This is a genomic window from Sinorhizobium fredii USDA 257, assembly GCF_000265205.3.
Lineage (GTDB): Bacteria > Pseudomonadota > Alphaproteobacteria > Rhizobiales > Rhizobiaceae > Sinorhizobium > Sinorhizobium fredii_B.
On sequence record NC_018000.1, the window covers coordinates 3,412,848 to 3,433,187 of the forward strand.

The 20,340-nt window shown below is 62.0% G+C and carries 18 protein-coding genes, 1 tRNA gene and 1 pseudogene; 10 read left to right on the plus strand and 10 right to left on the minus strand.

All coding sequences use genetic code 11. The features are described 5' to 3' along the window. Nucleotides 1–67: 67 nt before the first annotated feature. From USDA257_RS15765 to USDA257_RS15775, 3 genes are read left to right on the plus strand one after another with little or no spacing between them, the layout of a single operon-like run. Nucleotides 68–1,282, plus strand: a complete 1,215-nt coding sequence (locus tag USDA257_RS15765; RefSeq protein ID WP_014763974.1) for a glycosyltransferase family protein — start codon at nt 68–70, stop codon at nt 1,280–1,282. Between the two features lie 7 nt (nt 1,283–1,289). Continuing rightward, nucleotides 1,290–2,537, plus strand: a complete 1,248-nt coding sequence (locus USDA257_RS15770) for a glycosyltransferase family 4 protein (RefSeq protein WP_014763975.1) — start codon at nt 1,290–1,292, stop codon at nt 2,535–2,537. Further along, the gene (locus USDA257_RS15775) at nt 2,519–3,700 is read left to right on the plus strand and encodes a glycosyltransferase family protein (protein ID WP_041414276.1); all 1,182 of its coding nucleotides are present in this window, start codon (nt 2,519–2,521) and stop codon (nt 3,698–3,700) included. Before USDA257_RS15770 ends, USDA257_RS15775 begins: the two co-directional genes overlap by 19 nt. Here USDA257_RS15775 and USDA257_RS15780 read toward each other — a convergent pair. Continuing rightward, nucleotides 3,678–4,352 carry a hypothetical protein gene (locus USDA257_RS15780; protein ID WP_041415319.1) on the minus strand — a complete coding sequence of 225 codons (675 nt, stop codon included), beginning with the start codon at nt 4,350–4,352 and terminating at the stop codon, nt 3,678–3,680. The two genes, USDA257_RS15775 and USDA257_RS15780, sit on opposite strands and share 23 nt — an antisense overlap. A 323-nt stretch (nt 4,353–4,675) precedes the next feature. On the opposite strand from USDA257_RS15780, the gene USDA257_RS15785 reads away from it, so the two are divergent. The 3 genes from USDA257_RS15785 (at nt 4,676) to USDA257_RS15795 (ending at nt 8,796) form a co-directional block, all read left to right on the plus strand. Then, complete coding sequence (locus tag USDA257_RS15785) at nt 4,676–7,387, plus strand: ABC transporter transmembrane domain-containing protein (RefSeq protein ID WP_014763978.1); 2,712 nt, start codon at nt 4,676–4,678, stop codon at nt 7,385–7,387. A gap of 93 nt (nt 7,388–7,480) precedes the next feature. After that, nucleotides 7,481–7,945: a cyclic nucleotide-binding domain-containing protein gene (locus USDA257_RS15790; protein ID WP_014763979.1), complete on the plus strand. Its 465-nt coding sequence runs from the start codon at nt 7,481–7,483 to the stop codon at nt 7,943–7,945. Between the two features lie 101 nt (nt 7,946–8,046). Then, nucleotides 8,047–8,796 carry an FkbM family methyltransferase gene (locus USDA257_RS15795; protein ID WP_014763980.1) on the plus strand — a complete coding sequence of 250 codons (750 nt, stop codon included), beginning with the start codon at nt 8,047–8,049 and terminating at the stop codon, nt 8,794–8,796. A gap of 20 nt (nt 8,797–8,816) precedes the next feature. On the opposite strand, the gene USDA257_RS15800 is transcribed toward USDA257_RS15795, so the two are convergent. The 4 genes from USDA257_RS15800 to USDA257_RS15815 all read right to left on the minus strand — a co-directional run bounded on the left by USDA257_RS15800 (nt 8,817) and on the right by USDA257_RS15815 (nt 12,812). Beyond that, nucleotides 8,817–9,290 (minus strand): DUF411 domain-containing protein, encoded by a 474-nt coding sequence (locus USDA257_RS15800; protein WP_014763981.1) that lies wholly within the window; start codon nt 9,288–9,290, stop codon nt 8,817–8,819. A gap of 181 nt (nt 9,291–9,471) precedes the next feature. Further along, nucleotides 9,472–9,957 (minus strand): Cu(I)-responsive transcriptional regulator, encoded by a 486-nt coding sequence (gene cueR / locus USDA257_RS15805; RefSeq protein ID WP_014763982.1) that lies wholly within the window; start codon nt 9,955–9,957, stop codon nt 9,472–9,474. Between the two features lie 88 nt (nt 9,958–10,045). After that, nucleotides 10,046–12,535, minus strand: coding sequence for a heavy metal translocating P-type ATPase (locus USDA257_RS15810; protein ID WP_014763983.1), 2,490 nt, complete (start codon nt 12,533–12,535; stop codon nt 10,046–10,048). Nucleotides 12,536–12,614: 79 nt separating this feature from the next. Then, a complete protein-coding gene (locus USDA257_RS15815) occupies nt 12,615–12,812 on the minus strand; it encodes a heavy-metal-associated domain-containing protein (protein ID WP_041414277.1) in 198 nt (65 codons plus the stop codon). 209 nt (nt 12,813–13,021) lie between these two features. Between USDA257_RS15815 and USDA257_RS38810 the strand changes: the two are divergent. The 3 genes and pseudogenes from USDA257_RS38810 to USDA257_RS15825 form a co-directional block, all read left to right on the plus strand. Next, nucleotides 13,022–13,123: pseudogene (locus USDA257_RS38810) on the plus strand (polyphosphate kinase 2); the annotation flags it as partial. 49 nt (nt 13,124–13,172) lie between these two features. Then, nucleotides 13,173–13,547 (plus strand): YbaN family protein, encoded by a 375-nt coding sequence (locus USDA257_RS15820; RefSeq protein ID WP_041414278.1) that lies wholly within the window; start codon nt 13,173–13,175, stop codon nt 13,545–13,547. Between the two features lie 169 nt (nt 13,548–13,716). Beyond that, a complete protein-coding gene (locus USDA257_RS15825; protein WP_014763985.1) occupies nt 13,717–14,799 on the plus strand; it encodes a hypothetical protein in 1,083 nt (360 codons plus the stop codon). 81 nt (nt 14,800–14,880) lie between these two features. Here the strand turns inward: USDA257_RS15825 and USDA257_RS15830 are convergent. After that, a tRNA-Pro gene (locus USDA257_RS15830) sits at nt 14,881–14,957 on the minus strand. 193 nt (nt 14,958–15,150) lie between these two features. Between USDA257_RS15830 and USDA257_RS15835 the strand changes: the two genes are divergently transcribed. Beyond that, nucleotides 15,151–15,366: a hypothetical protein gene (locus tag USDA257_RS15835; RefSeq protein ID WP_041414280.1), complete on the plus strand. Its 216-nt coding sequence runs from the start codon at nt 15,151–15,153 to the stop codon at nt 15,364–15,366. A gap of 213 nt (nt 15,367–15,579) precedes the next feature. Here USDA257_RS15835 and USDA257_RS15840 read toward each other — a convergent pair whose 3' ends face one another. Genes USDA257_RS15840 through USDA257_RS15855 form a run of 4 tightly spaced genes read right to left on the minus strand, consistent with a single transcriptional unit; the run spans nt 15,580 to nt 20,195 of the window. Further along, a complete protein-coding gene (locus tag USDA257_RS15840; protein WP_014763986.1) occupies nt 15,580–16,830 on the minus strand; it encodes an O-antigen ligase family protein in 1,251 nt (416 codons plus the stop codon). Continuing rightward, nucleotides 16,827–18,389 carry an undecaprenyl-phosphate glucose phosphotransferase gene (locus USDA257_RS15845; protein ID WP_014763987.1) on the minus strand — a complete coding sequence of 521 codons (1,563 nt, stop codon included), beginning with the start codon at nt 18,387–18,389 and terminating at the stop codon, nt 16,827–16,829. The genes USDA257_RS15840 and USDA257_RS15845 overlap by 4 nt, the downstream gene beginning before the upstream one ends. Before the next feature lie 56 nt (nt 18,390–18,445). Then, nucleotides 18,446–19,615, minus strand: coding sequence for a glycosyltransferase family 4 protein (locus USDA257_RS15850; RefSeq protein WP_041414281.1), 1,170 nt, complete (start codon nt 19,613–19,615; stop codon nt 18,446–18,448). Between the two features lie 4 nt (nt 19,616–19,619). Continuing rightward, nucleotides 19,620–20,195, minus strand: coding sequence for a polysaccharide biosynthesis/export family protein (locus USDA257_RS15855; RefSeq protein ID WP_014763989.1), 576 nt, complete (start codon nt 20,193–20,195; stop codon nt 19,620–19,622). Nucleotides 20,196–20,340 lie beyond the last annotated feature (145 nt).

The following is a 20,340-nucleotide window of genomic DNA, read 5'->3' on the forward strand; positions in this document are numbered from 1 at the left end:
GCCGTTCGATCGAGGCAGGCGCTGCAGCGGACTTGGCATTTCCACGTATGAGAGAAAGGTTCTTCGTATGATTCGGCGCTTCGAAGATGCCCGGATTCTCATGTACAGCCACGACACTTTCGGTCTCGGTCACCTGAGGCGCTGCCGCGCGATCGCGCATGCCCTCGTCGAGGATTATAGCGGCCTGCAGGTGCTGATCATTTCCGGGGCGACGATCGCCGGCGCCTTCGACTACCGGGCCCGCGTCGACTTCGTGAAAATCCCCAGCGTCATCAAGCTGAGGAACGGCGAATACACTTCGCTCGACCGCCACATCGACCTGCACGAGACGCTGAAGATGCGTCAGTCGATCATTCGCTCGACCGCCGAGACCTTCAAGCCGGACATCTTCATCGTCGACAAGGAGCCGATGGGGCTGCGTGGCGAGGTTGAGGACACGTTGACCTACCTGAAGACGCACGGGACGAGATTGGTTCTCGGACTTCGGGAAATCATGGATGCGCCGCACCTGCTCGAGGAAGAGTGGAAACGCCGCGACACCATGCGCAAGATCGAGCAGTTCTACGATTCGATCTGGGTCTACGGCCCCCCGGATTTCTACGACCCGCTGATCGGCCTCGACGTGCCGGCGGCGGTGCGCGACCGCATGAATTTCGTGGGCTTCCTGCAAAGAAGCGTTCCGCATGACGGATTGCCCGATCACAAGCCGGAGGGCGACTATATTCTCGTGACCACCGGGGGCGGCGGCGATGGCGCCGAGCTCATACACAACGTCATCCACGCCTACCAGCAGGATCCCAAGCTCACGCATAATGCGCTTGTGGTCCTCGGTCCCTATATGCCCGCCAAGCAGCGCAACAAGCTGATCCGGAAGGGCAGCCGCATCCCTTTCATCAAGATCATCGAGTTCGACAATCGCATGGAAGAGCTGGTCGCCGGCGCCCGCGGCGTCGTATCGATGGGCGGTTATAACACCTATTGCGAGATCCTCTCCTTCGACAAGCCGGCGCTCATCGTGCCGCGGCTGCAGCCGCGTGAGGAGCAGCTTATCCGGGCGCGGCGTGCGTCCGAATTAGGCCTAGTCGAGATGTTGCTGCCGCACGAGTCGGAAGACCCGCTGCGCTTCGCGGCGGCACTCAAGGCCCTGCCGCAGCGGGCGGCGCCGTCGAGCAACAGGAACGGCCTGAGGCTCGAGGGCCTTGTCCATATCTCCGGGATTGTCGGAGAATGGCTCGATCACAGATCGAAGGAACACCTGAGCGTCGTCAAGCAGACAAGCTGAAAAACCCGTGTCGCAAACTCGAAAGATCGCCGTTGTCCTGAAGGGCTACCCACGCCTTTCCGAAACCTTCATTGCCCAGGAGCTGTTGGGCCTCGAAAGGGCAGGGCACGACCTCGTGCTTGTCGCCCTGCGGCGCCCGACGGACACGAAGCGTCATCCCGTCCATGACGAGATCCGGGCTAAAGTGTTCTATCTGCCGGAATACCTGCATGACGAGCCCTGGCGGGTGTTTGGTTCCCTGTTGAAATCGCTGCCCAAGGCCGGGTTCTGGCGGGCTCTGGTTCCCTTCCTACGGGATCTCCGTCGTGACTGGACGCGCAACCGCTTCCGCCGTTTCGGCCAGGCGCTGGTGCTCGTCGCCGAGTGGCCGGAGGGTGCCCGCTGGCTGCATGCGCATTTCATCCACACGCCGGCCTCGGTGACTGCCTATGCGAGCATCATGGCCGGCGTTCCCTGGACCTGCTCCGCGCACGCCAAGGACATCTGGACCTCTTCGGATTGGGAGTTGTCGGAAAAACTCGGACGGGCGCGCTGGACGGTGACCTGTACGCGCAGCGGCTTCGAGCATCTCAAAAGCCTGACGGCCGAGAAGTCCCGTGTGCATCTGAGTTATCACGGCCTCGACCTGCATCGCTTCCCGAGCTTCGAAGGCGATCATTCTCGCCGCGATGGCTCCGATCCTGGCGACCCGGTGCACATCCTGAGCGTCGGGCGCGCTGTCGCCAAGAAGGGCTACGACATCCTCCTCAAGGCGCTGTCGCTGCTGCCCGCCGATCTCAACTGGCGCTTCGAGCACATCGGCGCAGGCGATCTGACGAAGGAGCTTCGGGGGCTTTCCGACCATCTCGGACTTGCCCAGCACGTCACCTGGCGCGGGGCCCTCGACCAGAAGGACGTGCTCGCACGCTATCGCGCGAGCGACATTTTCGCACTTGCCTGCCGGGTTGCGGTCGATGGCGATCGCGACGGGCTGCCAAACGTGCTGGTCGAGGCGTCGAGCCAGCGGCTTGCCTGCGTTTCGACACGGGTCTCCGGCATTCCGGAACTGCTTGACGACGAGGAGAACGGCCTCCTGGTGCCGCCGGAGGAACCCCGCGCCCTCGCTGCCGCGCTCGAGCGGCTCATCCGCGATCCGGCTCTGCGCATGCGGCTTGGCGCTACGGCGGAAAGGCGCGTGCGGGCCGAGTTCGATCATCACTCGAGCGTCAACCAGTTGAGCGGCCTTTTCGAAAGCGAATGGAGAAAGTCGCCTTGAGCCAGCGTCGCGTTTTTTTCTATGTGCAGCACCTGCTCGGTATCGGGCATCTGGCAAGGGCCAGCCGCATTGCAAAGGCGCTGCTGGTCGGCGGCTTCGATGTGACGATGGCGACCGGCGGTTTGCCCGTCCCTGGCTTCCCGGGAGAGGGCCTGAGGACGGTCGTCCTGCCGCCGGTGACGGCGGGCGACAAGGGCTTCTCCGGCCTGGCTGACGCAGAGGGTAATCCGGTCACGGCCGCTTTCCAGGAACATCGCAAGGATGTGCTCCTGGAGGCGCTTCATCTCTCTGAGCCGGACGTCGTCATCGTCGAGGCCTTTCCGTTCGGCCGCCGGCAGATGCGCTTCGAACTCCTGCCCTTGCTCGACGCGATCGAAGCGATGGATCGGCGCCCGCTGGTGGCGGCTTCGCTGCGCGACATCCTGCAGGAGCGGACAAAACCAGGGCGGGCCGAGGAGACGGTCGAACTGGTGAAGAAGCACTTCGATCTCGTCCTCGTCCATGGCGACCCGGCCTTCGCGCGGCTCGAGGAGACCTTTCCGCTTGCAGGCGAAATCGCCGACCGGGTGGTCTATACCGGGCTTGTCGCTCCGCCTCCGCCGGCTGAACCTGCCGAGACATTCGACATCCTGGTTTCCGCGGGTGGCGGCGCGGTCGGCAAGGAGTTGATCGGCGCAGCACTCGGGGCGGCGAGGATATTGCCGCAAGACCTCCGCTGGTGTCTGGTGACCGGCCCCAATCTGCCGCAGCCGGATTTCGACGACCTCTCCGCCGCGGCGCCGCATGGCGTCAGCCTGTTTCGCTTCCGGCAGGATTTTGCAAGCCTCCTTGCCGGCGCGCGTCTTTCGGTTTCGCAGGCCGGCTATAACACCGTCTGCGACATACTCCGCGCTGGCTGCAGCTCGCTGCTCATCCCCTTTACCGCCGGCGGCGAAACGGAGCAGAGTACGCGGGCAACGAGGTTGGAGAGCCTCGGCCTCGCCGCCGTTCTGCCGGAAGACGGAATCACGCCGCAGGAACTCGCGCAGCAGGTCGAATCGATGCTCGCGCGATCGAAACCGGATATCCCGCCGCTCGACCTCGACGGAGCCGACAGGACGGCGACGATCCTCGAGGAGCATCTGAAGCGGATGGTAGGCCTCAGATCGTGCCGATCAGCATGAAGCGCGTATATTTCTTCATCTGCAGCGCGCCCGCGAAATCGACGCGGGACAGTCCAGCCTTGGCTTGGAATTCCTCGAGCGAGGCAACGCAGTTTATGTGGCTCGGCTCGCTGAAATAGTCGTTTGACTGCAGCAGCACGCGGGTGCCGGAGGGGACGAGGCCGAGCCATGTGCCGAGGTCGGCGATGTGCTCGCAACTGGTGTTGACCACGAGATCAGCCTTCAAGCTGCGATAGTCGATCGCATACATGTCCGCCGTGACAGCGCGAAACCGATCGCCGAACCCGGAATTCAGCGTGCGGGCTACCTGTTCGACAGCCGGATCGATGTCCAAACTGTCGATCGCGTCGATCGTGAAGCGCCGATCGTCGAGGAGCATGGCCGGCAGGACACCGTACCAGCCGCCGAGAACGACGACCCTGCCATAGGCGGGACCGGCATTGTTGAAGAGCTCGTCGCGCGCCCAGAGCTTGCACAGAACCTGCTTGTGGTTGAAGGCATTGGCGATGCTCGCATCGGGATGCTTCGCGACGACCCTGGCTATGCCGTCGACGAGTACGCTTCCCGTGTAAGCGGCCAATCCTCGCGCAAGGTCGTAACCGTTCTCGTGCCATTCGCTGGAACTGTGGGGGGAGTGGCTGGCATGCGTCATGCGGCTGTTGTAAGCTCGGGGTCCGGCAAGCGCAAGGCGCGCAAGGAAAACCGCGACTGACAGGTTGCCGAAGGAGCCGAGTGAACACGCCGCTCGCGCCGGAACGACAGGAACTGGTTCGATTTTTTGGCGGCAGGGAGTTTGCTTGGTCAGCCAAGCGCTTGACATGGAGTAGGCCTCTGCTCTCATGGCAGGTAGTCACGAGTTCGTAGAAGAGGCGCACGCCATTGAAGATCTGGTGGAGAGAAACCATTTGCGGCCAGCGTCCGCTTCCGGAGCGGCGCTGCGATCCCGAAATTTAGATTAGGTCTCATTACCCGCCCATGGAACCACGTCTTTCCCGCTACATCTGGACCCATACCCGAAAGTCACAGCTCTGGATCCTCCTGATCGTAGCGCTGTCAATGATCCCTTATTTCATGTCCTTCGACCTGCCTAAGCAGATCGTCAACGGGCCGATCCAGGGGCAGGGATTCGAAACGCCCGGGGCAACCCAGACGTTTCTGCCGATTTCCTTCAGCCTGCCATTCGTTGGCGAGGTCAATGTCTTTTCGGGAATCGAGCTTGGGCGGCAGGGCACGCTGCTGGCACTCAGTCTCGTCTTTCTCCTGCTGGTGATCATCAACGGGCTCTTCAAGTTCTACATCAACACCTACAAGGGCCGGCTTGGTGAACGGCTCCTGAGGCGCATCCGTTTCGAGCTTATCGATCGCGTCCTGCGCTTCCCACCGCATCACTTGAAGCGCGTGAAGCCGGCGGAAATCTCGACGATGATCAAGGATGAAGTCGAGCCCATGGGCGGCTTCACGGGCGATGCCTTCGTGCAGCCTGCGCTTCTCGGCGGCCAGGCGCTGACGGCGCTGATTTTCATTCTGATTCAGAGCTTCTGGCTCGGCATCATCGCCTTTGTCATCGTCGCGGTCCAGGCGGTGATCATCCCGCGCATGCGCCGGCGGCTGCTGGTGCTCGGGCGCGAACGGCAACTTACGGCGCGTGAGCTCTCGGGGCGGGTCAGCGAAATCGTCGACGGCATCGGCACGATCCGCGGTCATGATACCTCCAATTACGAGCGCGCCGACATTGCCGCGCGTCTCGGCCGGATCTTCAAGATCCGCTACGACATTTATGAATGGAAGTTCCTGGTGAAGTTCCTGAACAACTTCCTCGCCCAGGTCACGCCCTTCTTGTTCTATTCGATCGGCGGCTATTTCGCCCTGCAGGGGCGCCTCGACATCGGCCAGCTCGTCGCGGTCATCGGCGCCTACAAGGATCTGCCCGGACCGCTGAAGGAGCTGATCGATTGGGATCAAGCGCGTCAGGACGTGCAGGTCAAATACTCCCAGGTCGTGGAACAGTTCAGCGTCGAGCCGTTGATCGACCCGAAGGTGCAAGAGGTTTCGGTTGCTCCGCCTCAGGCGCTCTCAGGCACGCTTGCGGCCGTCAATCTCACCATTGCCGACGATGGCGGCGCCAAGCTGATCGAACATGTCTCCTTCCAGGCACGCCCGGGCGAGACGGTCGCCATCACCGGGGGGACGGGCGGCGGCGGAGAGGCTCTGGCCGAGGCGCTCGGCCGCCTAGCCTGGCCGGCAAGCGGCAGGATCGTCATCGGCGACGAGGATATTCACGAACTGCCGGAAGCGGTCATCGGGCGGCGGATGTCGTACGCCTCCTCGGAGGTCTACGCTTTCCAGGGCAGACTCGGCGACAATCTGCTCTATGGTCTCAAGCACGCGCCGCTGACCGAGGTGGCTTACGAGGGCGACAAGGCGGCTCATCGTCGGTGGGAACTGCTCGAAGCGAAGCTCGCTGGCAATCCCTCGTTCGACCTCAATAGCGATTGGATCGACTACGGAGCTGCGGGGGCCAAGGGGCCGGAAGATCTGTTCGGGAAGATCAGGGCCGTGCTCGATGTCGTGCTCCTGACGAACGACATTTCGGCGCTCGCTGTCCGCTCGACGATCAATCCCGTCGAACACGAGGCTTTCGCCAGCGAAATCGTCGAGATGCGTGCCGCGCTGCGCCGGCGGCTCGAGGCAGAGAGGCTCAGCGATCTTGTCGTGTTCTTCGAGCCGGGCTCCTACAATGTCGAAGCAACGGTTGGCGAAAACCTGCTGTTCGGCACAGTCACAGACCAGGCGCGGTGGGAAAGGGCACTGGAGAGCCACCCCTTCTTCAAGACCGTGTTGAAACGGGCCGGCCTTCACGAGACCTTCTACGAAATGGGGCTCGAAATCGCCGAGAACGTCGTCGAATTGTTCCGCGACCTGCCGCCGGATCACCCCTTCTTCCAGCAGCTTACCTTTATGACCAGCGAGGAAATTCCGACCTATGAGGCGCTTCTTCAGAAGCTCAGGGGCCGGCCGCTCGACGAGGTCTCGGAGGAGGACGCAATCCGGATCATCCGGCTGTGCTTCGGCTATATCGAGCCGCGGCATCGCTTCGGCCTCCTGACCGAGGATCTGATGCAGAAGATCGTCGAGGCGCGGCGCGAGTTCAGCGACGGCCTGCCCGCCGATCTCGTCGGCATCATCGAGCATTATCAGCCGAACCGCTATATTGCCTCGGCCAGCATTCTCGACAACGTGCTCTTCGGTCGGATCGGCCATAAGCACACGGACGGGTCGGACAAAATTCGGGCGATCGTTCGCGATCTCTTCGAATCGCTCGGCCTCTACAACAAGGTGTTGGCCTTCGGGCTCGATTTCGATGTCGGGGCCGGTGGCAAGCGCTTGACGGCCGGCCAGCGGCAGAAGCTCAACCTGGCGCGCGCCCTGATCCGGCTTTCCGATTTCTATATCTTCAATGAGCCGCTACGGGCTCTCGACCAACGCACACAGGACCAGATCACCCGCAACACCTTCGCCTTCCTGCATGACGAGAAGCGCGATCCGGCGATCGTATGGGTCCTTTCCAATCCCGCCCTTTCGGAACTCTTCGACCGGGTGGTGCATTTCGAGAACGGCCGGTTGGTATACGAAGAAGCGGTGGAAACGCCGTCGAAAGGCAGCGACTATAAGGAACTGGCATCTTGATGTAGTATTAGCATCGGGAGGCAGGCGTAATTTCCCGGTCGGTCGGGAAGGGACGTGATAGCGCCCACGACACACTCGGAGAAGCGGACTGATATGCTCCTAAAAGACGAAGTGGAAATGTTGCGCCGGATCACGCTTTTTTCCGGCCTGCCGCCTGCGAAACTCAAACTTCTCGCTTTCACCTCCGACCGGGTGATGTACAGCGCTGGCGAAGACCTGTTCCATCAAGGAGATATCGGCGACGCCGCCTATGTCATCCTGTCCGGCAAGGCCGACGTGCTGGTTTCGACGCCAACCGGGCAGTTGAAGGTTGCCGAGGTCGAGCAGAATTCGATCGTCGGCGAGATCGCCATCCTCTGCAACACGCCGCGTACGGCAACCATTCAGACGACCACTCCGCTCGAGGCCTTGCGCATTCGCAAGGACGACTTCCTGAAGCTGCTCGCCGATTTTCCGGAAATGGCGGTGGAGATCATGCGTGTGCTCGCCGACCGCCTCAGCCAAACGACCTCCGAGCTCACCGAAGCCCGCAGCCGCGCGCAACGAGTTGAAGCATAGGGTTCTAAGACGCTCCCGACGGGTCTTGTCCGCCGCACCTTGAGCGGCTGCATGAATTTATTCCGGTTCCGAATTCCGGAATCATGCAGTAGAGAGGCGCGATGCGCGCCATAACCTATTTCGACAAGACCGTTTACTTCCCCGACAAACCGGAAAAGAAGCGCTTCTTCGCCCGCCTGCAAGCGGGCCAGTGGGAGCCCGGCACGTTTCGGAACATCGCCCGCCTCGTAGATACGAAGACGACCTTCATCGACATAGGCGGCTGGATCGGCGTGACGTCCTACTGGGCGGCTCAGATCGCAAACAATGTCATCGTCGTCGAGCCCGATCCGGTGTGCTTCGACATCCTGACGCAGATGAAGGTTGGCAACGCCGGCGAGGTGGCACTTGTCAACGCCGCGCTGTCGCAGGACGAGCGCCTGGTGCTCAACTCCGTCGGGGGCGGCTTCGGCAGTTCGGAAACCTCGGCGCTGATCGCCGACGACACCGGCATGGCGATTTCCGCCGAGACCGTCACGATCCCGAAGCTGCAGGCGATGGCGAAGACCGGGCGGCTCTGCTTCAAGATCGACATCGAAGGCTATGAATACAAGGCGCTCGACCAGTTCCGGGCAATCGACCGGAAGCGGACGGCGGGCGTTCTGCTGGCGGTGCATCCGCAGATCCTGGCTGCCTCGCTTTCCGGCCCCGCGGTTTTGCGGTCGATCCGGACCATGGCGGCAACGGTGCGGCTGATCCGAAGCTTTCGCGGATTTCGCCTGGAGAATCGGTCGGCGATCTTTACGGCGATCCGCAAGTCGATCGCCCGACGCGAACTCAGAGGCTTCGACCTGCTCTTCCTTGCCAAGTGAGTGGCGCGTAGGATGGCGTGTTACGTTGCCGGGCGAACGCTATGGAAAACGGTCGGCGCCGCGCCGGGTATCTTGCTGAACGCATATACTTCATAGGCGGCTTGGGGATCGTCTCCCATGCCGAGCGACCCCGCAGGCATGCCGGGTACGGCGAGACCCGCAATGTCCGGACGCTCAGCCATCAGTTTCTTGATCGCCGCGAGCGGCACGTGTCCTTCAATCAGATAGCCGTCGAGCGTGGCGGTGTGACAGGCCTCCATATCCGCCGGGATGGCGAAGCGGCGTTTGACTGCTGTCATGTCGGTCTCGTTGTGGACTTCTATCGCGAACCCCGCGCCCATCATGGCTGCCGCCCAGCTTTCGCAGCAGCCACAGAGCGGATCCTTGTAGATCACCATGCGCCCGGCACTGGCCAGCGCGATGCGGGGACCGAGCAAGACGAGGAATGCGCCTGCCAGGGTGCCGGCCAGGAAATCTCGGCGATGGATGGTCATGGGGTCACTCCTTTCCTGGCTATTCCTTGCAGCTTGATCCGCTGCTGATCGCACGAAATTAATGCATGTCGCCCAAAAGTGTGCAGCGGTTTTGGGATGACGACATGCATAAAAACAAGAGCCTAAAGCGCTTCGCATGAATACGTTTGAATGCGACGCACTTTAGTAGACGCCGGGTCGCTCAGCGTGTCGATGCACCAGATCGCCGCACACCGCGCACCGGTTCGACACCGCCGCGGCCGAACCTGGCAGGCTCAAGCGGCTTCTCCGGCAGCTTTTCCGCATCGGCAAGATCGTCGATTATCGGGCAATCCGGCCGCGCATCGCCGTGGCAATGGGCGGCAAGATGCTTCAGCGTGCGGCTCATCGCCTTCAACTCCTCCGCCTTGCGTTCGAGTATCGCCACTTGATCGAGCGCGATCTTCTTGACCTCGCTGCTGGCGCGCGAACGATCGCACCAAAGCGCCAGAAGGTCCGCCATCTGCTCGACGGTGAAGCCGAGATCACGGGCGCGCCGGATGAAGCGCAGCGTATGGACATCGTTGTCGCCGTAATTGCGGTAGCCGGACTGGCTCCTGTCGGCCGGCGGGATGAGACCGATCTTCTCGTAGTAACGGATCATCTTCGCCGAAACGCCTGAAGCGTGCGCGAGATCGCCGATATTCATGTCATCACCCTTTCGACAGGCGGCGGTTATCTTGGAGATATAAGGTGGCCCACGACCGGAAGCGAATAGAACCGCTTGTCAGTGCCTATCACCCACGCGCAGAGGACGGAAATCTCTTGAGCCGCAGGGCATTGCCGACCACGAAGACGCTGGAAAGCGCCATCGCACCGGCGGCAAAGACGGGCGAGAGCAGCACGCCATAGCCGGGATAGAGCGCACCGGCGGCCACCGGTATCAGCACCACGTTATAGGCAAAGGCCCAGAACAGGTTTTCCTTGATGTTGCGGATCGTCGCCCGGGAAAGTGCTATCGCATTAGGCACGCCGAGCAGATCGCCGGACATCAGCACCACGTCGGCGCTCTCGATCGCGACGTCGGTTCCCGTGCCGATGGCAATCCCGACATCGGCGGTGGCAAGCGCCGGCGCGTCGTTGATCCCGTCGCCGACGAAGGCGACATTGCGGCCATCCGCCTGCAGGCGGCTCACCGCCGCGACTTTGCCGTCCGGAAGCACCTCGGCGAGAACATCGTCGATGCCGAGCTTGCGGGCGATGGCCTCTGCAGTCCGGCGGTTGTCGCCGGTGACGATCGCGATCTTCAGGCCGAGATCATGCAGCGCCCGAATGGCTTGTGGCGTCGTCTCCTTCACCGGATCGGCAACGGCGATTATCGCGGCGAGCCTGTCATCGATCGCGGCATAGAGCGGGCTCTTGCCTTCGTCGCCGAGCCGGGCGGCCTCCGAGGCAAAGACCGAGACGTCGAGGCCGAGGCGCGCCATCAGCCTGTCGGCGCCCACATGGACGGTCTTTCCGGCGATCTCCGCCCGGGTGCCGAAGCCAGGGATCGCCTTGAAATTGTCGGGGTCGCTGACAGCGAAGCCCTCGGCCTTGGCAGCCGAAACAATGGCTTCGGCGATCGGGTGTTCGGAGCGTGCTTCGGCGGCGGCGACCAAAGCCAGGACGGAACTGCGATCGAAACCCGGCGCCGTGTTGAGGTCGGTCAGTTCCGGCCGCCCCTTGGTCAGCGTGCCGGTCTTGTCGACGGCGATAATTTCGGCATTGCGCAAGGTCTGCAAGGCTTCGCCCTTGCGGAAAAGCACACCCATCTCGGCGGCGCGGCCGGTGCCGACCATGATCGAGGTCGGCGTCGCGAGGCCCATTGCGCAGGGGCAGGCGATAATCAGCACCGCAACGCCGTTGACGAGTGCGAAGGCCAGGGCCGGGTGCGGTCCAAAGATAAGCCAGACGACAAAAGTCAGCAGGGCGACGGCCATGACAGCCGGCACGAACCAGGCCGTGATGCGATCGACGAGCGCCTGGATCGGCAGTTTCGTGCCTTGCGCCTGCTCAACCATCCGGATGATCTGAGCAAGGACCGTATCGGCCCCGACCTTGGTGGCGCGGAATGTGAAGGCGCCGGTCTTGTTGATGGTGCCGCCGACGACGTCCGATGCCTTCGTCTTTTCGACCGGCACCGGCTCGCCGGTGATCATCGATTCATCGACATAGGAATCTCCCTCGACAATCGTGCCGTCGACGGCAATCTTCTCCCCGGGACGCACCAGCACAAAGTCGCCGGCGCGCAACTCGGCAATCGGGATCTCCAGCGCCTCGCCGTCGCGGCGGACCCGTGCAGTCTTCGGCTGAAGCCCCATCAGATGCTTGATCGCCTCCGACGTGCGCCCCTTGGCGCGCGCTTCGAGCAGCCGTCCGAGCAGGATCAGCGTGACGATCACGGCTGCCGCTTCGTAATAGACATTGGATGTCCCGGTCGGCAGAAGCCCCGACGCAAAGGTCGCGACGACGGAATAGCCCCAGGCGGCCGCCGTCCCGATCGCCACCAGCGAATTCATGTCTGGCGCGACACGCAGCAGGGCAGGCACACCCTTCGCGAAAAAGCGCAAGCCGGGGCCGAAGAGAACGATCGTCGCGAGCGCAAACTGCAGGTACCAGCTCTGCTCCATGCCGATCCGGGTCATCACGAAGTCATGGATCGCCGGCACGAAGTGCGACCCCATTTCGAGGACGACGATAGGCAGCGTCAGTAAAGCGGCGATCAGGAAGTCCCGCTGTAGGCGGTTGAGCTCCTCGTCGCGCTTCTCCGCTTCGCGGTCGATGTCGCGGTCATTGCCGCGTTGATGCGCCTCGTAGCCGGCGCCGCGAACCGCGTCCAACAGCATCTGCGTAGACGCGAGCCCCCTGACCAACCGGATCGAGGCTCTCTCGCTGGCCAGATTGACATTCGCCTCGACAATGCCTGGAACGGCCCTCAGCGCTTTCTCCACGCGCCCGACGCAGGAGGCGCAATTCATCCCCTCGATGCCGAGCTCGAGCGTGTCTTCAACCGCTCCGTAACCGACATTCTCGATCGCTTTGACGATCTCGGCTGGTTTCGCCGTCGTATCGAGCCGGACGTCTGCGCGCTTCGTTGCCAGATTGACGGACGCGGATACTACGCCCGGCACGGCGCTGATCGCCTTCTCGACGCGCGCCACGCAGGAGGCGCAGTTCATGCCCTCCACAGAAAGGCTCAGCCTTTGCAAATCTTCTGCATTTCTGACGGCACTCGGGGATGCCATGGTCCTATTCCTTGTGATGTATCTGCCTTGAGGATGGGGGTTTTCGAATGGAGCGCGGCCGAGCAATCGCTTCATCCGCCTAAAGGGGCAGGCTTTCGTAGCCGGCGGCGTTGAGCGCCCGCGCGATCACTGCTCTATCGGCCGCCGTCTCGATGCTGACTTCCCTCGCGCCAAGATCCACCTCAATTCCGGCCGTCGGATCGACGCCGCGAATCGCCTTCTCCACTGCGCTTGCGCAACCGCCGCAGTTCATATCTTCGATCTTGTAGCGCTGCATATCTGTCTCCGTAAATGCGTATGACCGGAAGATAGGCCTTCCCACCGTTGGAAGGTCAAGGGATGCTTTGTGAAGGAAACTCTGCGCAGTGAGAGGCGCCGGTCATTGATGCTTGCGAGGACGTCGGCGGCCATCCGCGTCAATTTTCCTTCACGGCGCTGGAATAAGGTTCAATATGCGGCCTTTACCCAAGACGTCGGAGCGGTGAAATGACCAAATCAACACGCGAGGAAGAAAACTTCGACTGGCTCGAAGCGGAGCTGGCGGACACCTTGGACGAGGATTACGAGCTCGAGCTTTCAGAACCGGCGGATGCGAGCAGATCTCCCGCAGGTTCATGCCCTTACAAGGAAAAATTAGTTGAACCTTTCCATGCGGCTTATTCTTCTCGGGCTCGGTTGGATCATGGTCTGTATCGGCGTGGCAGGCATATTCCTGCCGCTTCTGCCGACGACGCCCTTCCTGCTCCTGGCCGCCTGGCTCTTTGCACGATCATCTCCGCGTCTCGAACAATGGCTGTTCGATCATCCCTTGTTCGGACAGCCATTGCGCGATTGGCGGAAAGACGGTGCTATATCGCGGGGCGCAAAGATATGCGCGTTGTCGCTCATGGCTCTTGGTTTCGCATTCTTCTGGCTCCGCCTTCAACCCTCCATGCTCACGGCATCCATCATTGCATTGATCATGCTTGCCCTGGGCGCGTTCATCGTCTCGCGGCCTGACCCACGGAGGTAAATTCCGTGACAGTGTCGGCCGCGAGCGGAACCGTCTCGTGCGTTCCTATCCCACATTTGGTGGGTGGATCGGGGAAGGAGCGTTCCATAGGTAACACGTACCGCGCGCACTCTGTGGCAAAATACACTGGGTCAGTCCGACCTGGCATTCGCAACCACGGGAGGCAGGCATGCAAGTAGCAGATCACATTGAACGCACGAGAGCAGATCGGTCGTCCCCAGAGGTCCTGGATCGGCTCCAGGCGATCTATCAACGTCGGCAAAAGGATGAGTGGCGCGCAACCGTGGATAAGCTGGATGCGCTGCGCCAGTCGTTCGGCGAAGAGCGGCGCCAGATCTTTCCGTCCGCATTGCGCGACAGAATCACAAGCACTGCGAGGGGCGGCAGACGCGACGATCCCCGCGGTCCGGGCCTTCGCTACAAGTCGCTTCTCGAAGCCAGAAACGCAGACGTGGACCTAAAGGCGGTCAAGGGGCTGCACGACCGTGCCTATGACAAGTTTGGTCAGCTGGTGAAAGGCTACAGTGCCTTTCACTTTCACGAATCGGTGGTCGGAAGCCTCGCCGATGCCTTGGCTCAGCCGCCGATCGTTTACGTCGCGCCCGATCCCGACAAGGAAAAGCTGTTCTATCCGCATTTCGGCGGCTGCTGGGACCGGCTTGATCAAAACCAGGCGACCGGCGACGGAGCGATCGTCGAAAACCGTTCCTATCTGGATTGCGCCGCCCGCATGGGATCCAAGCTGGTTGCCCGCAACGATGACGCGTCCGACGTCGACCTCCTCTGCGCCTATCGGGAGAACGGCTACCTCGTTCCCTTCAAGACGCTGCGCACGGGCATACTTCAGGTCAAGGCCGATCTGTCGGCGCTCATTTGCCGCCATCATATCTCGACCTATGACGAGTTCGGCTGGTCCGACTTCCATGCCACCACGCGCGGCAGGCTCGTCATGGCCGTGTTCTGGAACTGGGATGATGTCGATCCGGCCAACGAGGTAAGTGACCAATGGTTCATATCGGGCCTCGACTGCCGCGGCGACGGCGAGAGCTTCCCCGGCACGAGCGTCCAGGCGACCCCGGGTGAAAGAAGAATCATCAACCTGTTCACGGAGATGGCCTTCCCGGCTGGCCGCGAACTCTGGGTCTATGTCGGCGTTGCTGATCGTATCTGGGCGCTGCTCAATGATGTCAGCATCGACATCTCGATCGACTCGGCTTGGCTGCTGAACTCGCTGGCGATCCGTTCGGTCTGAAATGATCCGGTGGAAAAAGAGCAGGACCTATCCGCTCCCGGTGTGAGGGACAGAATAACTCTTGCCTTTTCAAGGAGATAATGGTCGGAGCGGCGGGATTCGAACCCACGACCCCTTGACCCCCAGTCAAGTGCGCTACCGGGCTGCGCTACGCTCCGACCCGCTTTGTTACAAGCCCGCTCTCATTAATCGGAACATACGGGCGGCGCAAGGGGAAAATGGATTATCGCCCGTCTATGGCAGCTTCGAGGAAAGCCTCAGTGGCGCAGACGCATCGAAGCGAACGGATTTGTGATTTGGTCGACGGCGGAGGCGCAGATACACTGCGCCTGCAACAACAGGAGAAGCCCCATGAAGCGCATCCTCGTACTTGCAGCCGCCCTCGCATTTTCCGCGACGGCAGCATCAGCCGCTTGCCTCGGCCACAACGACACCACGGCCTCTGCGGGCCCGGTAGACAAAGAGATCACGACGGCCAGCGTGACGAAGACCGAAGAGTCCAAGCCGACCGACGAGCTTCTCCTGCAGCAGAAGCTGCAGCAAGAAGAACCGACCACAGAAGACTAGCCCAGGAGAGCGGCGAATGCGGGTCTCGCCGGGCGTTTCATGGCGCCTTCGAGGCCCGCTTTCCGCGTCATATCCGACCACGGTCGCAAGCATCTAATCTGCCGATAACGCATGTTTATTGAGCCCGCCAGCGGTGCGGGCGCATGGCGAGCTGGTTCGGGCACTTCGAGGAGGCGCAATGAAGCGGCTGCCGATCCGTCTCGATCGGCGGCTTCATGGCAGAGCGTGTCTTTCCGCATGGACCTGCCGCCGGTTGCGGTATTCGAGCGCGGCGCAACCCCAGACAATCCCGAGCAGCATGTAGAAATGACGCCAGTGATCGGTATCGATGACATTGCCGATGCCGACATGGCCGACCAGCGTCACCCATGCAATCATCAGGTGTGGCTGCCAGGGTCGGTCGAGCAGCAGAAGTCGAAAGCCGAGCGCGAGCGTCCACGCAATGAGCGTCACATAGGCGACGAACCCCAACCAGCCATAGGAGGTCAGGCTTTTCAGCCAGACATTGTGCTCGTCCTCCAGAAACATCATGCCGAACATCAGCGGCCCCATGCCGAGTGGCCTTTCCATCGACATCAGAAAGCCGATCCGGTGCCGGTCGAAACGCCCGAGGTGCCCGCCGTCATAGTCTTGGACAAGTTGCGAGCGGCTCGAAAAGAGCGCTGCCACCTGTTCCGATTGCAGGGCGGCGGCAAGTGCCGCCATGACGAAGAGCGCGCCGCAGAGCGTAAGCACAAGGATTCTGAGCCGGAACAGGCCGCTGCGCTCCTTGAGGAGCATGACGAAGATCAGGGCGGCGACACAAAAGAGATTGAGCGCCCAGGCAGCGCGGGAGAAGGAAAGGAAGACCCCGAGAGTGAGCGCGACGAGGCCGGCGATTTTCGACGGGGCCCGCCGGATCGGCTGCGTGAGCAGGCCATGCACCAGATAGAGCACCGGCGCGGCGAGAAACGGCCCGAAGACGTTCGGATCCTGGAAGGCACCCTTGGCACGGTCATAAAGGGTGAAGTGTGCCGCCCCCGGGATCGCACCGAAATAGCCGAGAATGCCGAGAAGGGCGGTGATCACAGCGGCCGAAACCCAGGCGTTGAAGATCAGCCGCAGGCGCTGGTGACGGTCTTCGACGATCGCGGCGAAGAAGACGGCGGTAAGCGCGAGGAAGCCCGAGACGGCCATGTACAACGGACCGGTGGCGAGTTCGTCCATCACCGTCAGCGACAGCATGCCGCCAATCATGAACAGGATGAGCAGGGCAAGCAGGGGTGCGATGGCGCGCGAAATCTTCAGACCGAAGAGAAACCAGAGACCGATGAGGCCGGCCATGAAGACTTCATAGGGCGCGGGCTCCGCGATCACGAAGCCCGACAGGAAGACGCCGATCGTCACCAGGCCGGAGCCGATGATCGATACCGCGGCGAGCTGTGGCCGGAAGATGGCCGCCTGCGAAGCGTTGGCGGAGATCAATACGCGTTTTCCGTATTGAGCAGCCGGAAGGGCGTCAGAAACAGAATCTTGAGATCGAGAAGCAGCGACCAGTTCTCGATATAGTAGAGATCGAAGGCGGTGCGGAAGCGGATCTTTTCGTCATTGTCGATCTCGCCGCGCCAGCCGTTGATCTGGGCCCAGCCGGTGACGCCGGGCTTGACCCGGTGGCGGGCGAAATAGCCTTCTACGACATCCGAATAGGTGCGGTTGTGCGTTTGGGCGAGAACGGCATGCGGGCGCGGTCCGACAAGAGAGAGCTCGCCTTTCAGCACGTTGAGGAGCTGCGGCAGTTCGTCGATCGAGGATTTGCGCAGGAAACGGCCGACGGGCGTGACGCGGGGATCTCCCTTGGTTACCGCATTGCGGGCGGTCGGATCGCTCATGTGCGAGTGCATCGAGCGGAACTTGTAAACTTCGATGGTCTCGTTGTTGAAGCCGTGGCGGTGTTGCTTGAAAATGATCGGGCCGGGGGAGGTGAGTTTGACCGCGACCGCGGCGACCAGCATCACGGGCCAGAGCAAGGCGAGCGCCACGATGCTGAAGAAAATGTCGAAGCATCGCTTGGCGACGGAATCCCAATCGGCGATCGGCTTGTCGAAGATGTCGAGCATCGGCACCTGACCGACATGGGAGTAGCTGCGGGGCCGGAAGCGCAGATTGTTGGCATGGGCGGCGAGGCGAATGTCGACCGGCAGCACCCAGAGTTTCCTCAGAAGTTCGAGGATGCGCTTTTCCGCCGTCAGAGGCAGCGAGAAGATCAGCATGTCGATCCGGGCGAGCCGCGCGAATTCGACGAGTTCGTCGACGGTACCGAGCTTCGGGTAACCGGCGATCACGTGCGGCGAGCGCCGTTCGTCGCGGTCGTCGAAGATGCCGCAGATGCGGATGTCGTTGTGTGGCTGGTGCTCGATCGTACGGATCAGGTCTCTTGCCGGAGCACCGCCGCCGACGATCACCGCGCGGCGCTCCATCGTGCCGTTGCGCGACCAATGCCGGATCGAATAGGCGATGAAGGCGCGTTCGGCAACCAGGAAGAGCGCGCCGGCGACGAACCAGCCGCCAACCCAGACGCGCGAATAGAGATGGCCCGATTTCAGGAAGAACAGAACGAGCGCGATCGTGCCGAAAGTCGCCACCCAGGCGGCCAGAATGCGTGGCGTCATTCGCAGCCATGCCCTGAGTGCCGGCACCTGGTAGGTGTCGGCAATCTGCATGGCGATCACGGCGAGTGCTGATCCAAGGGCGAGAATGGCGAGGTAGACCGGTAAATCCTGGAGCGCCGGACGGACATATTGCGTATTGATGGCATAGCCGATCGCAAAGAGGGCGCAGAGATCGAGCAGCCGAATGAGACCGGTGATCATGGACGGAGAATAGGTATCGGCCCGGAACTGGAGCGCGATCTGCCGGGCCAGCGGGTTGAGCGGCGGCAGGCTTTTCTCGGTCTTTTTTCCGTCGAGAGAAGTCGTTCGGATCTCGGAGACCTTCTTGCGAAGCGCCTCGGTATCGAAGGTCTCGGGCCTGTCAAACTGGTTCATGGTGGCTTCCCGGCGCTGTCCCTACGCCCGGATAGCAGAAAGCCACTAAGAAACGCTTACGTTGTACGAAGGCGCGCCTCGGCAAAAAGCGTTTCCTCCGTAAGTTCACGATAGAGCTGCATGACGCGCCGGGTCATCACAGCGGCCGAGAAGCGGGACTTGAAGCGCTCCGCGTCGGGCATCGTCCGGGCCGCCCAGTCCTGATCGACGGCCGCCGCCATGACATCGGCGAGCGCCCTTGCATCTGCCGGCTCGACGAGTGCTCCGCTGTCGGCGCCCAGCACTTCCGGCATGCCGCCGACGCGCGACGCGATGACCGGCTTTCCGGCGGCGAGTGCTTCGAGAAGGATGTAGGGCATCGATTCGGCGCGAGAGGGAATAACCACAGTACGGGCAAGCGTAAACGCATCGCGCGCCTTCATCGCCGGGAGCATCCTGACGCGATCTCCGAGCCCCATGCCCGCGATCATGTCTTCATACTGGGATTGCTGCGGACCGTCCCCGATCATCACGCCCGAGAGCGGCCGTCCCGCAAGTCCTTCGGCCTTTGCGAAGCCCTCGATAAAAAGATCCGGCCCCTTCAGGTCCCGCATCATGCCGATATAGAGGAAGTCGGCTGCATCCGCGCTTGCCGCGACCGGCGCGAACTCCGTGTCGCCGATGCCGTTATAGATCAGCTCGTTGCGCCCCACCGGCCGCCCGACCTTGGCGAAATAGGTCTGCCGCTCGAAATCGCAGACGAAGACGAGCGCGTCGGTGAGACGCTCCTGCAAGCGCTCCATCCGGAAGATGGCGCCGCCGGTCAGGGATCCCCGCTCATAGTGGAGGCTGCCCCCATGGGGCGAATAGAGGCGGGCTACGCGATACTTGTTGACCCGCAGTGCTGAACCGATGATGCGTGCGAGTACGCCGCCCTTGGCGCCGTGCCCGTGCAACACATCCGGTTGCAAGCTCCTGATCTGCTTGTAGCTGCGCCAGAGCGCGCCAATGTCCGAGGGCCCGATCGTGCGATGGATCGGCGTGCGGACGATGCCGAGCGCCAAGAGGGGGCGGATCTCGTCGAAAAGCGCGTCCTCATAGGAGCCGCCCGTCGTGCTGTCGCAGAGAATTCCAACCTGATGGCCCGCTTCCGCATGGGCCTCGGCGAGATCCCGAACATGACGGAAGATGCCGCCGATCGGCGATCTGAAGCAATGAAGGATCCGTATGGGGCGTTCATTCGGCATGGGTTTAGAAGAGCCGTTCGCGAACATAGATCGTGTCGCCCGCAAGCACCGGATCGGTGATCGGCACGCGACCCGTTATGATGCGGCCATTGACCTTGCGGGTGATATCGGCATTTGCCTGGTTTGCACGCGGGGTGAAGCCGCCGGCGACGGCGATGGCGTTCTGCACCGTCATCCCCGGGACATAGCTGTATTGGCCGGACTGACCCACTTCGCCCATGATGAACACCGAGCGGTAGCGGTCGACTTCGATCGTCACGTCCGGATCGCGCAGAAAGCCTTCGCGCAGCTTGGCGGCGATCATTCCCTCCAGTTCCGGCAGCGTATGGCCGCGGGATGGGACGGCTCCAATCAGCGGGAAGGCAACGTAGCCGGCCTGGTCGACCGTGTAGCTACCGCTAAGGCCGGGCTGTTCGAACACGGTGACGCGAAGCCGGTCGCCGCTGTCCAGCCTGTAGGGCTGGATCGTCGCCTCGCTGAAGCCCTTCGGAGCCGGCTGATAACTCGTGCAACCGCTGGCGAGCGCCGACAATATTGCCACGGCGAAAGCGCGTGCGGTCTTTGTGCCTGCGATCGACATGCGGGTTCTCGTTGGCTCCGGAAATGAACACCTCTCTGCGACGTTATCGATCCGTTAGGGTTAATAGCCGGTAAACTCCCGGTGGAATTCCGATGGAGCTGCGATCGGGGTCAGTCAAGGCGCGAACATCTCACAGTTGTGCCTG

Coding starts and splice junctions, on each gene's coding strand:
- USDA257_RS15765 (WP_014763974.1), top strand. CDS start 68: ATGATTCGGCGCTTCGAAGATGCCCGGATTCTCATGTACAGCCACGAC.
- USDA257_RS15775 (WP_041414276.1), top strand. CDS start 2,519: ATGGAGAAAGTCGCCTTGAGCCAGCGTCGCGTTTTTTTCTATGTGCAG.
- USDA257_RS15780 (WP_041415319.1), bottom strand. CDS start 4,352: ATGACGCATGCCAGCCACTCCCCCCACAGTTCCAGCGAATGGCACGAG.
- USDA257_RS15785 (WP_014763978.1), top strand. CDS start 4,676: ATGGAACCACGTCTTTCCCGCTACATCTGGACCCATACCCGAAAGTCA.
- USDA257_RS15790 (WP_014763979.1), top strand. CDS start 7,481: ATGCTCCTAAAAGACGAAGTGGAAATGTTGCGCCGGATCACGCTTTTT.
- USDA257_RS15795 (WP_014763980.1), top strand. CDS start 8,047: ATGCGCGCCATAACCTATTTCGACAAGACCGTTTACTTCCCCGACAAA.
- USDA257_RS15800 (WP_014763981.1), bottom strand. CDS start 9,290: ATGACCATCCATCGCCGAGATTTCCTGGCCGGCACCCTGGCAGGCGCA.
- cueR (WP_014763982.1), bottom strand. CDS start 9,957: ATGAATATCGGCGATCTCGCGCACGCTTCAGGCGTTTCGGCGAAGATG.
- USDA257_RS15810 (WP_014763983.1), bottom strand. CDS start 12,535: ATGGCATCCCCGAGTGCCGTCAGAAATGCAGAAGATTTGCAAAGGCTG.
- USDA257_RS15815 (WP_041414277.1), bottom strand. CDS start 12,812: ATGCAGCGCTACAAGATCGAAGATATGAACTGCGGCGGTTGCGCAAGC.
- USDA257_RS15825 (WP_014763985.1), top strand. CDS start 13,717: ATGCAAGTAGCAGATCACATTGAACGCACGAGAGCAGATCGGTCGTCC.
- USDA257_RS15835 (WP_041414280.1), top strand. CDS start 15,151: ATGAAGCGCATCCTCGTACTTGCAGCCGCCCTCGCATTTTCCGCGACG.
- USDA257_RS15845 (WP_014763987.1), bottom strand. CDS start 18,389: ATGAACCAGTTTGACAGGCCCGAGACCTTCGATACCGAGGCGCTTCGC.
- USDA257_RS15850 (WP_041414281.1), bottom strand. CDS start 19,615: ATGCCGAATGAACGCCCCATACGGATCCTTCATTGCTTCAGATCGCCG.
- USDA257_RS15855 (WP_014763989.1), bottom strand. CDS start 20,195: ATGTCGATCGCAGGCACAAAGACCGCACGCGCTTTCGCCGTGGCAATA.